The sequence below is a fragment of the Bacteroidales bacterium genome (assembly GCA_035299085.1).
GTDB lineage: Bacteria > Bacteroidota > Bacteroidia > Bacteroidales > UBA10428 > UBA5072.
Genome location: DATGXG010000053.1, coordinates 27,384 through 41,965, shown reverse-complemented (window position 1 = coordinate 41,965; position 14,582 = coordinate 27,384). Strand labels below are relative to the sequence as shown.

General features: G+C 43.5%; 11 protein-coding genes. 6 read left to right on the top strand and 5 right to left on the bottom strand.

Annotated features, from left to right (window positions below; genetic code table 11):
• Nucleotides 1-38 precede the first annotated feature (38 nt).
• Nucleotides 39-881 carry a hypothetical protein gene (locus tag VK179_18250; GenBank protein ID HLO60698.1) on the top strand — a complete coding sequence of 281 codons (843 nt, stop codon included), beginning with the start codon at nucleotides 39-41 and terminating at the stop codon, nucleotides 879-881.
• Nucleotides 882-889: 8 nt separating this feature from the next.
• Here VK179_18250 and rsmG read toward each other — a convergent pair whose 3' ends face one another.
• The 3 genes from rsmG to VK179_18235 are packed head-to-tail and all read right to left on the bottom strand — an operon-like array spanning nucleotide 890 to nucleotide 3,247.
• Nucleotides 890-1,510: a 16S rRNA (guanine(527)-N(7))-methyltransferase RsmG gene (gene rsmG / locus VK179_18245; GenBank protein HLO60697.1), complete on the bottom strand. Its 621-nt coding sequence runs from the start codon at nucleotides 1,508-1,510 to the stop codon at nucleotides 890-892.
• A 7-nt stretch (nucleotides 1,511-1,517) separates the two neighbouring features.
• A complete protein-coding gene (locus tag VK179_18240; GenBank protein HLO60696.1) occupies nucleotides 1,518-2,117 on the bottom strand; it encodes a sigma-70 family RNA polymerase sigma factor in 600 nt (199 codons plus the stop codon).
• Nucleotides 2,108-3,247 (bottom strand): glycosyltransferase, encoded by a 1,140-nt coding sequence (locus VK179_18235; protein ID HLO60695.1) that lies wholly within the window; start codon nucleotides 3,245-3,247, stop codon nucleotides 2,108-2,110. Before VK179_18235 ends, VK179_18240 begins: the two co-directional genes overlap by 10 nt.
• Before the next feature lie 114 nt (nucleotides 3,248-3,361).
• Between VK179_18235 and tgt the strand changes: the two genes are divergently transcribed.
• The 4 genes from tgt to VK179_18215 all read left to right on the top strand — a co-directional run bounded on the left by tgt (nucleotide 3,362) and on the right by VK179_18215 (nucleotide 7,777).
• Nucleotides 3,362-4,492: a tRNA guanosine(34) transglycosylase Tgt gene (gene tgt / locus VK179_18230; GenBank protein HLO60694.1), complete on the top strand. Its 1,131-nt coding sequence runs from the start codon at nucleotides 3,362-3,364 to the stop codon at nucleotides 4,490-4,492.
• Entirely contained in the window at nucleotides 4,489-5,583 is a 1,095-nt protein-coding gene (locus VK179_18225; protein ID HLO60693.1) for an LptF/LptG family permease, read from the top strand. The genes tgt and VK179_18225 overlap by 4 nt, the downstream gene beginning before the upstream one ends.
• 299 nt (nucleotides 5,584-5,882) lie before the next feature.
• Complete coding sequence (locus VK179_18220) at nucleotides 5,883-7,427, top strand: acyl-CoA carboxylase subunit beta (GenBank protein ID HLO60692.1); 1,545 nt, start codon at nucleotides 5,883-5,885, stop codon at nucleotides 7,425-7,427.
• Between the two features lie 11 nt (nucleotides 7,428-7,438).
• Nucleotides 7,439-7,777, top strand: a complete 339-nt coding sequence (locus tag VK179_18215; GenBank protein HLO60691.1) for an acetyl-CoA carboxylase biotin carboxyl carrier protein subunit — start codon at nucleotides 7,439-7,441, stop codon at nucleotides 7,775-7,777.
• A gap of 176 nt (nucleotides 7,778-7,953) precedes the next feature.
• Here the strand turns inward: VK179_18215 and ispE are convergent, their stop codons facing one another.
• Nucleotides 7,954-8,781 carry a 4-(cytidine 5'-diphospho)-2-C-methyl-D-erythritol kinase gene (gene ispE, locus VK179_18210; GenBank protein HLO60690.1) on the bottom strand — a complete coding sequence of 276 codons (828 nt, stop codon included), beginning with the start codon at nucleotides 8,779-8,781 and terminating at the stop codon, nucleotides 7,954-7,956.
• Nucleotides 8,782-8,970: 189 nt separating this feature from the next.
• On the opposite strand from ispE, the gene dnaB reads away from it, so the two are divergent.
• Nucleotides 8,971-10,503: a replicative DNA helicase gene (gene dnaB, locus VK179_18205; GenBank protein ID HLO60689.1), complete on the top strand. Its 1,533-nt coding sequence runs from the start codon at nucleotides 8,971-8,973 to the stop codon at nucleotides 10,501-10,503.
• A gap of 15 nt (nucleotides 10,504-10,518) precedes the next feature.
• Here dnaB and VK179_18200 read toward each other — a convergent pair whose 3' ends face one another.
• The gene (locus VK179_18200; GenBank protein ID HLO60688.1) at nucleotides 10,519-14,490 is read right to left on the bottom strand and encodes a two-component regulator propeller domain-containing protein; all 3,972 of its coding nucleotides are present in this window, start codon (nucleotides 14,488-14,490) and stop codon (nucleotides 10,519-10,521) included.
• Nucleotides 14,491-14,582: the final 92 nt, after the last annotated feature.

The following is a 14,582-nucleotide window of genomic DNA, read 5'->3' as shown; positions in this document are numbered from 1 at the left end:
CCCGATCGTTATATATACATCATATAGATAAACCTGAAATGAAACTTTTTGCCCTTATATTCCCTTTTCTTGCTATAATTATTGCTTGCCAGAAAGATATTCCTGATCCTGCTGAGGAGATAAAAAATGTTGTAAAGGCAGATAATACGCTGCAAAAAATTGGCGACTATCCTTCCATTTACCCGGTTATTGATAAAACTCAGCTTAAACCAATCCAGGAAGCATATGCCAAACGCAATCCCTATATGTATACCGGTATAACCAGTTTCGGCTTCTGCGGTTACGAAGAAACCGATTTAAACCGCAGTGTCCCGTTTCCTGACAAGCGGCTGGCGATTGATGAAGATAAGGCAAGCCGTATTTTCAATATTTTCATAAAGGAAAATTTCGCTCTTTTAGGGCTTTCTGATTCTTTACAAAACTTGCCCGGGAATGTGAATTCAGATTGCCTGCAATCCGATACATGCATGGGCTGGTCATTTGAATCAGTCAACCAGTTTGTTGGCGATATGGAAGTGCTTCATTCAAGGATTGTCATGCATCTTTTCAACGGGCAGATGTTTAGTTGCACTGGGAACTGGTATCCCGTTATAAACATACCCGAAGCATTCACTGTCCCTGCCGGAAAGGCAAAGGAATTACTCAATGGCCGTACAGTGGTCCATTACAGCATTGCCGGGGAACCGTTCTATGTTACAATTCAAACATCCGATCTTGAGAGCAGTGCAGTCACAAATGTGATAGTACCGGTTAAGGACGAAAGAAGCATTATGTTAAGGGTAACGTGGGAGATCAATATTCCCGGTCCGGTTTATTACAAAATATATGTGGATGTTATGACCGGGGAGATTGTGATGGCAGTGCCGACGATTATCTCCTAGTAAACCGCTCAGCGTGACGGGATATAAACCATCCTTTTGGTCTCAAAGAACGGCTCTTCAAAATAGTCACTCAACTTATATACCACCGATCTTTCTTTAACCGGCCTGAGTTCTTCTTCGAGTTCTCCACCTTTTAAAGCCAGCAAGCCGTTCTTTAAAATATTTTGTCCGCCTGCAGTAATATTTTTTCTGACCAGTTTCAATAATTCAGGCAGTGCTGTAACCGCCCGGCAAACTACAAAATCAACCTTATCCTTCACTTCTTCGAGCCTCATATTCCGGGTTTCACAGTTCTTTATGCCAGTTTCCCTGATGATTTCATTTACTACGGTTATCTTTTTCTTAATTGAATCAGCAAGGACAAAACGGCAGCCAGGAAATAGTATGGCCAGTGGAATTCCCGGAAAACCGCCTCCTGTACCCGCATCAAGGATGGTCGTTCCTGGTTTGAACGGTATGATTTTCGCTATCGAAAGAGAATGAAGAATATGATGCTCATAAAGATTTTCAATATCCTTACGTGATATTACATTGATCCGTTCATTCCAGAAGGTGTAAAGCGGACCGAGTTTTTCGAATATAACGGCCTGTTCAGGTGATAACGAGAAGTATTTCCCGATGATCTCCATGAACCTGTTACATTTTACCGGTTGTATTCTTGAGAATATTGAAGAGAAGTTCCCTTGCCCTGAAAAGCTGGGCTTTTACGGTTCCAATGGGTAATTCAAGTTCCTCGGCAATTTCTTCATATGAAAGTTCATTGAAATACCTTAATTCAATGAGTTTCCTGTACCGCGGTTTAAGCTTCGACACCAATGACCGCATGAGGTGTATCTTTTGCTCGTTGATGAGCTTTTCCTCAGGGTCCATAACGGGTGCCTGTATATCCTTGGTGGCTTTTTCATGTTCCTCGTTGCTGTGATCAAGAGATACATGGCTTGCCTTTTTCTTACGGATGAAGTCGATGCAATTATTTGTGGCTATTTTGAAAAGCCATGTGCTAAAGGCATAATTAGGCGCGTATTGTGTGATGTTCTTGAAGGCCTTTCCGAATGCTTCAATGGTAAGATCTTCCGCATCGCTGGCATTGTTTACCATCTTCAGCAGCATATAATAAATAGCATCTCTGTATCGGCCCATCAGTTCAGCATATGCACGCTGATCACCTTCAGTTGCGCGCTGAACAAGCATGTAATCGCGCTGAGCTTTTTCCGATAGATTTTGGTTTATTTCCATTGATAATTTGACGGTCTCGTTCGGCTTGTGACCAGAAGGCCGAAATTAATGAACAGGGACATCAGGTCAAACAGCAACGAAATTAATAATAAATTTTTCTCATTTAACCTGGCCATAGTTTTTTTAATAACAATCAACTGAATCGCCAACCGCAGTACGAACAGCATAAGAACCCAGAGCCAATAACCCGGAACTATTAACAGGTAAATTAACCCGGCGTAGAAAAGTAACCGGCTGACAGGTTCAAGACCGAGCAACAGTTTATGCGTTGCCTTATACATGCGGTTTGTTGTGAAATGCCTTTTCTTCTGGAAAAACCATTTGTCAAAAGATTCCTTTGGTGCGGTGCGGGTATGGCTTTCAGGTGAAAATTCAATCTCGGTGTTTATGGCAGTGGCATTCTCGTTTACAAAAAGATCATCATCGCCCGATGCCAGGTGGAAGTGCCTTGAAAAACCGTTTCCGGCATAAAAGAGTGATTTCTTATAGGCAAGATTTCGTCCCACACCCATATAAGGAATCTTCCATAATGCAAAACTCATGTATTGCAGAGCGATCATCATCGTGTCGTACCGTATATACCGGTTCAGAAACCCGGGCTGAGTAAAGTAGCCGCCATAACCCAAAACGATGGATGTAGTCTCTGAAAAATGTGAGGCCATTGAACTAAGCCACTTGTTGCTTTCAGGTTTGCAGTCGCCATCAATAAAAACAAGCCTGTCGTTTTTGGCAGCCTTGATACCAAGCGTCACTGCTATTTTTTTGCCATGTGAAAACTTTTTATCTTCCCTTATTGTGGTTGTTCTGAGACGGGAATATTTTTTTGCCAGGTTCTTCAGCACATCTTCCGTATTATCTGTAGAACAGTCGTTCACGACAATTACTTCAAAATCCGGATAATCCTGCTCCAGGATCAGCGGAAGGTAAGTTTCAAGGTTATCCGCTTCATTGCGCGCACAAATAATGACGGATACCGGTTCTTTGGAAACCGGAACTTCATTTTTTGTGTATAAAACGAATTTCAGGTAGAACCCAAGGTAGTAGAAAAGTTGAATCAGAAAAGAAACCAACAGTATTATCAGTGCAATAACGGCTTGGTTATCAGAAAATAAATCAGAAAATGCCAACATCGGTTTATAAAAATCTGCTTCGGCAAAGTAATAAAGTTTTTATGGTTTTATACCCGGTTTGCCAATAATTTTCTTTTTAAGAAATTATATATTTGCGGCCAAACAGGCGATTTCATGGAATTTAAATTAATACAGAAAGACTTAGCATCGGGAGCCCGCACAGGTAAGCTCGTTACAGGTCACGGTGAAATCGAAACCCCTGTTTTTATGCCGGTGGGAACCGCAGGAACTGTTAAAGCCGTTCATCAGCGAGAGTTGGCAGAAGATCTGAAAGCACAGATCATACTTGGGAACACATACCATTTATATTTAAGGCCGGGACTTGAAATTTTAAGCCGGGCAGGCGGGCTCCACAAGTTCATGAACTGGGACAGGCCCATCCTCACCGATAGCGGCGGATACCAGGTTTATTCCCTGTCAGCGATCCGGAAACTTAATCATGACGGAGTCACTTTCAGTTCGCACATTGACGGCTCACGCCACCTTTTCACACCTGAAAAAACAGTGGATATCCAGCGGATCATCGGTGCCGATATCATGATGGCGCTCGACGAATGCACTCCTTATCCCTGTGAGCACAAGGATGCTCTTAAATCGCTTAACCTCACACACGAATGGCTGGCCCGGGGATTTGAGCATTTCAACAAAACACAGCCGCTTTATGGTCACCCGCAGTCGTTCTTTCCCATATTGCAGGGAAGCACTTACAAAGATCTTCGAGAGGCTTCGGCCCGGGAAATTGCCTCTTATCCGGCTGACGGGTATGCCATTGGGGGACTTTCAGTAGGCGAGCCTGAACAAACCATGTATGAGATGACAGCCGTTGTCACGGCCATTCTTCCCCAGGATAAGCCTCGCTACCTAATGGGCGTCGGCACACCGGTTAACCTTCTTGAATCGATATCGCTGGGTATCGATATGTTCGACTGTGTTATGCCAACTCGGAACGCCCGCAATGGCATGCTGTTCACCCGGAACGGGGTGATGAATATGCGCAACAACAAGTGGAAAGATGATTTCAGTCCGATAGACCCTGAAAGTACCTGTTTTGCCGATCAGCAGTATTCAAGGGCCTATCTCCGCCACCTTATCATCTCGGGAGAAATTCTTGGCGCGCAAATTGCTACCCTTCATAATTTAAGTTTCTATCTTTGGCTTATGGAAGAGGCACGGAAACAAATAAAAGAAGGTACATTCACTCCATGGAAAAGTGAGATGATAAAAAAAATCACAACCCGGTTATGAAAAAACCTCAACTGCTGATATTAGACCGCTATATTATAAAAAAATTCCTGGGAACCTTCTTTTTCACAATCGGGCTGATCGTGTTGATTGCCGTGATATTCGACCTGTCTGAAAAACTGGATGACTTTCTTGATAAAGAAGCTCCCCTGCATAAGATCATTTTCGACTATTACCTGAATTTCATACCTTATTTTGCAGTACTGTTTTCCCCACTATTCACCTTTGTTTCTGTGATTTACTTCACCTCAAGAATGGCCTATAGTACCGAAATCATCGCCATATTAAGCAGTGGGGTCAGTTTTAACCGGTTGCTGCGTCCATATTTCTATTCCGCCTTTGCCCTGATGGTATTCGCCTTTGCCCTTAACAATTTTGTGATTCCTCATGCCAATGCCCGGAAGCTGGCTTTCGAGGACATTTACTATCACAGTGAGCCAAGGGTTTACAGGGAGAAGGATATCCATAAGCAAATCCAACCGGGCATTTTTATTTATATGGAACGGTTCGATAACCAGGAAAACAAGGGGCAGATGTTTACGATTGAAAAATTCAAGGACGGGATACTTCAGTCGAAGCTTTTTGCGGATCAAATCAGGTGGGATTCCCTCAAAAATAAGTGGAGTCTCATCAATTACTACAATCGCGAATTTGAAGGGGAATCGCAGAAGATCACCCAGGGAAGATACCTGGATACCACGATCGCCCTTGATCCCAAAGAGTTCAGTAGGCGCGACAACGCGGTTGAAGCCATGAACCTGGGTGAGTTGAACCATTTTATCAAGGATCAGAAAATGCAGGGCACTGAAAATATAGATGCCTACCTGATTGAAAAGCACAGGAGATTTTCGTTTCCGTTCTCCGCGTTTATCCTCACCCTGATAGGCGTTTCTGTTTCTTCAAAGAAGGTTAAGGGAGGAATAGGCATGCAATTAGGAATAGGACTGCTGATCAGCTTCTCGTATATTGTCTTCATGCAATTCTCCTCGCAGTTTGCCATCGGCGGGTCATTAAGCCCGTTTATCGCCGTATGGATCCCCAATGTGGTCTTCGCCATCGTAGCTGCGTTCCTATACAGGCTCGCACCGAGGTAGTTGCGCCGTTTCACGCTTCGCTGTTTGAAAGAAGTTTGAATAGAGTTTGAAAGAAGAGTTTGAAAGAAGAGTTTGAAAAAGAGTTTGAAAGAAGTTTGAAAAAGAGTTTGAAAGAAGTTTGAAAAAGAGTTTGAAAGAAGTTTGAAAACGATTTCAATTCTAACGGTTTCATTCAAACGATTTCAATTCAAACGATTTCAATTCAAACGATTTCAAACAACTTTGAAACAACATGAAACAACATGAAACAACTTTGAAACAACTTAGTATATTTGCTCCCTTCTAACTAAGAAAATATCATGGCACTTAAAAATCAAATTCAGGAACTCAAAAAGAAGCGTGAAGAGGTCCAGCTTGGAGGTGGCGAAAAGGCCATTGAAAAGCAGCAGGCCATGGGTAAGATGACTGCCCGTGAACGCATAAATGCCCTGCTTGATAAGGACTCCTTCCAGGAGTACGATATGTTTGTGCAGCACGAAGCCAGGGACTTTGACATGGCCAAAAAGGTACTGCACGGCGATGGCGTAGTTATTGGTACCGGAACCATTTCGGGTCAACCGGTTTGTATATTCGCACAGGATTTCACAGTTGCCGGTGGTTCTCTCGGACTTATGCATTCGCGTAAAATTGTGAAGATCATGGATCACGCCTTGAAAATGAAGGTACCTCTCATTGGAATCAATGATTCAGGTGGAGCAAGGATCCAGGAAGGTGTGAATTCACTTGCCGGTTATGGCGAGATCTTTTTCAGGAACACGCTGTCCTCGGGTGTTATTCCCCAGATATCTGTAATTCTTGGCCCTTGTGCAGGCGGTGCCGTGTATTCACCGGCTCTTACCGATTACGTTTTTGTGGTTGAAAATATCTCAAAGATGTTTATCACAGGTCCTGAGGTTATCAAAACCGTCCTGGGCGAGGAAATTTCGATGGAAGATCTCGGCGGCGCCAGGGTTCACAGCGAAATTACAGGAAACGCCCATTTCTTTGCAGAAACCGAACAGCAGTGTTTTGAACAGATCAAAAAGCTGCTTTCACTGATTCCGGCAAATAATGATCGTAAGGCACAGAAATTAAACGCCCAGTCTCCGAAATCCACATTCCGCATTGAGGAGATCGTACCCGATGACGCCTCACTTCCTTATGACGTAAGGAACGTGGTTCGTGCCATCACTGATAATTCCGATTTCTTTGAAATCCAGGAAAACTGGGCTGCCAATATGGTTATCGGTTTCGGCCGGATCAACGGTGAAACCTGCGGATTTGTATGCAACCAGCCGCTGGTTATGGCCGGCGTGCTTGACGTGGACTCTTCAGACAAGGCTGCACGCTTCATCCGCTATTGCGATGCATTCAATATTCCCATTATAACCTTTGTTGACCTGCCGGGTTATTTGCCGGGCGTCGACCAGGAGCATGCCGGCGTAATCCGCCACGGTGCCAAAATCCTGTATGCATACAGCGAAGCTACCGTTCCGAAAATTACTGTAATTCTCAGGAAAGCATATGGCGGCGGTTATATTGCCATGGGTTCAAGGCATTTGCGTGCTGATTTTGTATTTGCATGGCCGACTGCCGAAATTGCCGTAATGGGTCCCGAGGGTGCTGCCAATATTATCTTCAGAAAAGAAATCACTGAAGCACCAAATCCCGATGAAATGCGTAAGGTAAAGGTTCAGGAATACAAGGATAAATTTGCCAATCCTTATGTGGCTGCTTCAAGGGGCTATATTGATTCAGTTATTGAACCGTCGGAAACGAGAAATATTTTAATGCATGCCATTGAGGTTTCCGTTGAAAAAGATGTCAGCCTGCCCCGTAAAAAACATGGTATTCCTCCATTTTAACAGATTGCACAATGAAAGAAGAACAAAAGAAACAGGAGGAACAAACTCCGCTGAAGCCGCTTAACGTAATGGGTGATTTATATCAGACCCGTTATACGCGGAAATATGAAAAACGTACTCCGTGGGCTAAGCCTGACGTGAAGAAAGTGAAGTCATTCATACCGGGAACCGTTCGCGAATTAACCGTGAAACCTGGTGATTCTGTTGCTGCCAACCAGAAAATGCTGGTATTGGAAGCCATGAAAATGATGAATACGATTTATGCTCCCTTTGCCGGCAAAATCAAGGCCGTAAATATCGCAATTGGCGATTGCATTCCCAAGGGAACGGTGATGATAGAATTTGAATAGGCTATTAGCATGTTTAGGCTATTAGGCTATTAGTCAGATTAACCATCGAAGAAAAAAAACGCCGTCAATTTCTGACGGCGTTTTATATTTTGGTCAAATTCATAAGTCCCAAGGGTCCCGCTAATAGCCTAATAGCCTAATAGCCTAATAGCCTAATAGCCTAACAGCCTAATAGCCTAACAGCCTAACTTCCCCTCCCACACAAAATACCCCTCAAATCTTCCTTTCAAGTCCGGCAACTCATTGAATAACCCGTAAACCGAGGACCCGGAACCGGACATGGAAGCATACAGGGCACCGGCATCGTATAAATTCTGCTTCAGTTGGGCTATTTCAGGGTGCTTATTAAATATCGATTCTTCGAAATCATTTTTAATATACCGTTTCCACACATCAGGCGGCAATTGAATCAATTCGCTTAATGGCTTTTCAGGTTTCCGTGGAGTCACCCCGGCATAGGCTTCCGCTGTGCTGACATGAATTCCCGGGTTAACGACAAGTATTTTCAGGTCTCCGGGAAAATACCCGATGTCGCTGAAAACATTTCCCCTTTCATAACCCAGCATCGTTTTATTTTTTATGAAGAAGGCACAGTCGCTTCCCAGTATGGATGCATACCGGCAAAGTTCATCGTCATTTAATCCCAGTTCAAAAAAAATATTCAGATTCTTGAGCATAAAAGCCGCGTCGGACGAACCGCCGCCAAGTCCTGCCCCCGGGGGAATGATCTTATGCAGGTGAATGTCGATTGCCGGAAGTGTAAACTCTTTGTTCAGCAACTGGTAGGCTTTTACACAAAGATTCTTTTCGGGTTCACAATCCACATCGATTCCTGAAACTGAAAAACCTGTATGTCCTGATGGTATCCCTGCTAATGGCACGAATTCGAGGATATCTGAAAGCTCAACAGGGCAGAAAATGGTTTCTATATTATGAAAGCCATCAGGCCTTTTTGAGACAATGTTGAGGCCCAGGTTGATTTTAGCATTTGGAAAGAAAAGCATACGGTCAGATTTACTTTAAAAATATAACCAAATAAAGCAAACTTAACCTGTTTTTTCGTTTATTATTTTATCAACAAATCAAGGTTTGTAACCTGTTTAAAAAGTCAGCCGTAGGGAACGGTTTATCATGCGCCACTTCCCTAATTTTGGCGGAATATTGAAGGAAGAGAAGAATTAAAGTAAGGAATGATGGCACAGAAAAGACCAACGCACACTCCGTCAGTGAATCCCGTTGCAATGGAACTCGGAAAAATTCCACCGCAGGCGCCTGATCTTGAAGAAGCCGTTCTCGGAGCCGTAATGCTTGAGAAAGATGCTATCCTTCAGATTATCGATATTCTGAAACCGGAAAGTTTCTATAAAGAGGAACATCAGAAAATATTCCAGGCTATAGTTGACCTGACTTCAAGCAACAGGGCAATCGACCTTCTCACGGTTACTGAAGAACTCCGGAAAAAGAAACAACTTGATGAAGTAGGAGGGCCTGTATATATTACCCAGCTTACAAGCCGTGTGGCGTCAGCTGCACATGTTGAATTCCACGCGAGGATCGTTGCCCAGAAGCATATTCAGCGGGAGCTTATCCGCGTTTCATCTGAAATTCAGGGCAGGGCGTTTGATGAAAGCACCGATGTGGATGATTTGCTTGACTTTTCGGAAGCCGAGCTTTTTAATATCGCCCAGGGTAACATAAAGAAGGAATCGCAAAAGGTAAGTGTACTTATAAAGGAAGCCATTCTGCAGATTGAAGAGGCCAGCAAAAGAGCAGACAGCCTCATCGGCATTCCTTCGGGGTTCACCAAACTCGACAGGATGACAAACGGATGGCAGAATTCCGACCTGGTGATTGTAGCCGCCCGTCCTTCAATGGGTAAAACGGCTTTCGTTCTTTCGATGGCACGCAATATGGCTGTTGAGCATAATCGTGCAGTTGCCATTTTTTCTCTTGAAATGGCTTCTTTACAGCTTGTCAACCGTCTCATCGTGGCCGAAACAGAGCTTCCTTCAAACAGAATCAGGAACGGGAAGCTGGCCGACTTCGAATGGGAGCAGCTCGATTATAAGATCAAGAAGCTTGTAGATGCGCCGATTTTTATCGACGACACTCCCGCCATATCCGTCTTCGAGCTCAGGGCCAAAGCCCGGCGGTTGAAACGGCAACACAATGTGGATATCCTTATCATAGATTATCTTCAGCTGATGACCGGAACACCCGATACAAGGGGAAACCGCGAGCAGGAGGTAAGTACTATTTCCCGTTCGCTTAAAGGTATTGCCAAGGAACTCAATATACCTGTAATTGCCCTGTCTCAGCTTAACCGTTCTGTTGAAATCCGTTCCGGTTCAAAAAGGCCCCAGCTGTCTGACCTTCGTGAGTCGGGTGCTATCGAGCAGGATGCCGATATGGTAATGTTCATTCACCGTCCTGAAAAATACGGGCTGATGGAGGACGAAAACGGCAATTCACTTCGCGGTATTGCCGAAATAATTCTTGCAAAACACAGGAATGGTCCCATAGGTGATGTTTACCTGAAATTCAAGGATGAATTTGCCAAGTTTGTTGAACTTGAGGAAACATACCTTTCACCGCTTGAGGAAGTGGATGCCGGTGCGCCGGTTGCAGTCACAAGGGGTTCAAAAATGAATAAAAATATTATCGGCGACGGTTTCAGTAAAAATGACATCGGTGCTCCGGATTATTCCGACGAAGTGCCGTTCTGAGAATTGAAACCCGTTTCAACAGTTTTCAACATACTCCCTCGGCGATTTTCCGAATTTTTCCTGGAAGCGCTTTGAAAAATAAGAGTGGTTTGTGAATCCTACCATATACATCACTTCAGCAACAGTGAATCGCTTCTGTGAAAGAAGCATCGCTGCTGTTTTCAACCTTACGCTGCGTATGTAATCAACCACTGTCTGACCCGTCAGTAATTTGATTCTTCTGTACAGGTGCTTTGAACTGTATCCTGATTTTTCAGCAAGGACCTGAACGTTCAGATCCGGATTAGTGATCTCTTTTTCAATGATCTGGGTAATGACAGAAAGCAATTTTTCATCTGTTGATATTACATCCTGTTCCTTTGGCTTAAGAATAGCTTCCTGTCTTGCTTTCTTCACCAGGTGGTTGCGTCCCATGAGCAGATGATGAAGCCTGTCACTCAGGTAACCGATCTCAAATGGCTTTGCAATAAAAGCATCCACGCCGGTACGGTATCCCATTATTTCAGTGTTTTTATCATCTCTTGCAGTAAGCATTACAACAGGAATCATTGATGTGACAACATTTTCCCTGAGCCTCCGGCACATTTCAATGCCATCCATTACCGGCATCATGATATCGGTAACTATTATATCTGGCAGATTCGTTTGAGCAGCCTCCAGTCCCTGCTTACCATTCTGTGCCGTAATGCATCTGAATTGGTTTGAGAGGCTTTTTGAAATAAAAGAAAGTATTTCGGCATTATCCTCTACAATCAGCAACTGAGGAAGAAAACCCGGTTTATCCGGTACGGCACGCATTAAAGTTTCCCTGGCTGCTGAATCGCCAACCATCTGCCTTACCGGAAGTTCAACGTCCACCCGGGTGCCTGACATTCCATCAGAAAAAACAGTTACCGTTCCCCTGTGTAATTGAACATATTCTTTTACAATAGATAATCCCACACCGGAACCGTCGATATTCCGGTGATGGTGATTATGCGATTTGTAGAATCTTTCGAATATATGCGGAAGGTCCCTGGCTTCAATACCCGGCCCTTTATCTTCAACGGATATGATAATCTTTTCGCCATTGTTCACCATATTTACAGTGATATCGGAATTATCCGGGGCAAATTTTACGGCATTCGACAGGATGTTATTGAGGATTACTTCCAGCTTCATAACATCTACTTCAATATATACAGATGGAAGGTCGGTTACCAGCTGTATTCTAACCGACCGATCCTCAAGCGTTTTTTTGTAAACGGATATGACACTTTCAATGAACGGAATCAGGTCAGTCCTTGAAACAATAAGGCCAAATCCGTCAAATTCCTGCCTGCTTGCTTCCATCAGCTGATGAATAAGAGTACCCATTTTTATTGCATTATGTCTTACATCGCTGAGCTGTTCCTTTATTGTAACCTGCTTTACCTGGTCAATAATATTTTCAAGGGGACCGATGATGAGACTTAAAGGCGTTTTGAGTTCGTGGGATATATTGGTTAAAAAATCAATCTTATGAGCAGTAAGTTCCATTGTCTTTGATTTCTCAATCCGCTCATATCTCAGGCGGCTTAAGACCCTGTAATAATTAATTGACGCTGCGATGAGAATAATTATCACTAAAACATAAACCGTTTTAAGGGGCCAGGTAAGAAACCAGGGCTGAAGAATAGTTATTGCCATAAAAGGAGGGTCGGGTAGAGGATTTCCGTCACTTCCGATCCCTGAAACCTCCAGCATGTATTCACCCGGAACCAGGTTATTATATGTAATGCGGTTGCTTCCTCTGGGGGTATAGTGCCATTCCGACTCTGATTCGCTTAACCTGTATGCATACTGAACATTCTGTTGCCGGTTGTAGCTTAACTCCGATACTTCGAATGACAGATTGTTCATTTGATGGAGAAGCCTCACCTGCCGGGTAAAACGGATACTATTCGTCAAACGGGGAAAATCATTACCGGAATTATTCTGAACCAGCCTGTCATTGATCCACATCGACGTAATATACAGGTTGTTTTCGCGGTTATTATTTAATATTGTTTCAGGGTTAAATTCTGCATATTCATTAATACCTCCTGCAATAATGATATTGTTGGCCTTGTCATAATACAATGAGGAATAGTAATTGCCTGCCAGATCAAGCTGGCCGATATGCAAAGTCCGCTTGTCAATAAAGAATAACCCGGATGAAAGTCCGAGCCAGATTCGTTGGCCGTCATCAGCCATAGCATGAATATAAGCATCATTGAGACGGGGATCGGTAATTATTCTTCTGCTGTTATTGTGGGGGTCAAGCCTGATAACCTGATCACGCAGGGCAATCCACAGGTACTTATCTCTGTCGGTTAGCATCGCTGTCACATCATCAGAAGGTAAATGATATTCGCCGGGTTGGGCCGTAAACCATGTTATTTGCTGGCTTAGCCTGTTAATCTTGTTAATTCCTGCCCTGTATGTCCCGGCCCATATGTTAAGGTCCCTGTCAAAAGAAAGGAACTGAATCATGTTTCCTGACAATCCCTTTTCCTGGTTACCTGAATAATAATTGCGTTCTGCAATATATCTTTTGCCTGAAGAAGCCAGTAAGCTCTGCTTATCAACCACAAAAATTCCACCCAGGCAGGTGGCAATCCATAACTTCCTGGTTTCATCCTGGGCAATGGCGTATGACCAGTTTGCATTCCTTGAGCCTGTTGAATCCTCAATCTGGTACCTGACAAACTGCGCTGTTTTTTCATCAAACCTGCAAACACTTCCGTCTGTAGCAATCCATATATCTCCATCGGCATCTTCGAATATATGGCGTACTTTATTATGAGGTATTGCGTATTTTTTACTATTCTGCTGGTACCATGCAGTTCTGTTTTTCTGTTTATCAACATGGATCAAGCCGTTAGTGCCGCCAAGCCATAAATTGCCTTTTGAATCCTGAAGGAGTGAAATGATATAATCACCCTCGTTTGAACCTGTTAATTCACTTACAGGGTTTATTCTGAATTGATCATTATACATGAATAAGGAGGCACCTGCATCCGTACCTATCCAGATGTTTTGTTCCCTGTCGGTAAAAACGGTCCATATCACATTGTTTATAAGCGATTTGTCGTTTGAGGCGTCATGCCGGATAAGCCGGTGTTTGCCCGTAGATGGTTCATAAATGAAAAGCCCGTTGTCAGTTCCGGCCCACAGGCAATCCATATTGTCAAGCATAAGCGATTTAACCGAATTACCATGAAATAAAACCTTCCGGGGTTTAATACCGGAAGGATCAAAAGAATATAACCCTCCTTCAACTCCAATCCACAGGCAATTTCTTTTATAGTCGGGTAACATAGATAGTATGAGCTGATTAGACGATCTCCCTGGATCTCCAATCGGTATAGTGGTAAACCTGGATGTACGGTTATCATATTTGCATAAACCATTATAGGTTCCAAAATAAAATGTATTCTCATCATATCTCAGAATAGAATAGACAGCTTGGTGCGGAAGCCTGTCGGTTATTTTTTCACAGCGATTCGACCTGACATCATACCTGTATAAACCGTTTATACTGCCAATCCAGAACGACCGGTCGTCAATGCGTTCAATAGCTCTTATATTCATTGGCAATCCGGCAGGCGCTTTTTCAAACTGGTCGGTATATGTGTTAAAAACAAGAAGTCCGTTATCCGCACCCAGCCATATATGCGCAGAGTCGACCTTTTCAGCGCAGTAGATCACGCCTCCGTTATCTTTCGCAATAGATGATGAAGCAATATGTTTTCGGGCTGAATAACCGTCAAAGCTGAATAATCCCCTGTCTGTTCCAAGCCAGATCAGTCCCTGGTTATCCTGGATAAAACAATAAACCGCCCCGGCATTCATTCCAATACGGTGATCCAGCGATTTGAATTCATGGAAAGTCAGTCCATGCCCCTTGGCTTGATTGACTACCAACAAGCACATTAAAAGGAAGGAAACAAAATGCCTTATCCTGATATGAAATATAGATGACATAACCCGTGTAAGCAAGCAAATTTATACGTTTTAGCGGGTATACCTACTTTTTTGGCAGTCTTTAGCAGTGGTTGTCCATTTTGTTTTGAATT

Bases quoted from the DNA above. Each gene is read 5' to 3' on its own strand.
- VK179_18250 (HLO60698.1), top strand. From the start codon at position 39: ATGAAACTTTTTGCCCTTATATTCCCTTTTCTTGCTATAATTATTGCT.
- rsmG (HLO60697.1), bottom strand. From the start codon at position 1,510: ATGGAGATCATCGGGAAATACTTCTCGTTATCACCTGAACAGGCCGTT.
- VK179_18240 (HLO60696.1), bottom strand. From the start codon at position 2,117: ATGGAAATAAACCAAAATCTATCGGAAAAAGCTCAGCGCGATTACATG.
- VK179_18235 (HLO60695.1), bottom strand. From the start codon at position 3,247: ATGTTGGCATTTTCTGATTTATTTTCTGATAACCAAGCCGTTATTGCA.
- tgt (HLO60694.1), top strand. From the start codon at position 3,362: ATGGAATTTAAATTAATACAGAAAGACTTAGCATCGGGAGCCCGCACA.
- VK179_18225 (HLO60693.1), top strand. From the start codon at position 4,489: ATGAAAAAACCTCAACTGCTGATATTAGACCGCTATATTATAAAAAAA.
- VK179_18220 (HLO60692.1), top strand. From the start codon at position 5,883: ATGGCACTTAAAAATCAAATTCAGGAACTCAAAAAGAAGCGTGAAGAG.
- VK179_18215 (HLO60691.1), top strand. From the start codon at position 7,439: ATGAAAGAAGAACAAAAGAAACAGGAGGAACAAACTCCGCTGAAGCCG.
- ispE (HLO60690.1), bottom strand. From the start codon at position 8,781: ATGCTTTTCTTTCCAAATGCTAAAATCAACCTGGGCCTCAACATTGTC.
- dnaB (HLO60689.1), top strand. From the start codon at position 8,971: ATGGCACAGAAAAGACCAACGCACACTCCGTCAGTGAATCCCGTTGCA.
- VK179_18200 (HLO60688.1), bottom strand. From the start codon at position 14,490: ATGTCATCTATATTTCATATCAGGATAAGGCATTTTGTTTCCTTCCTT.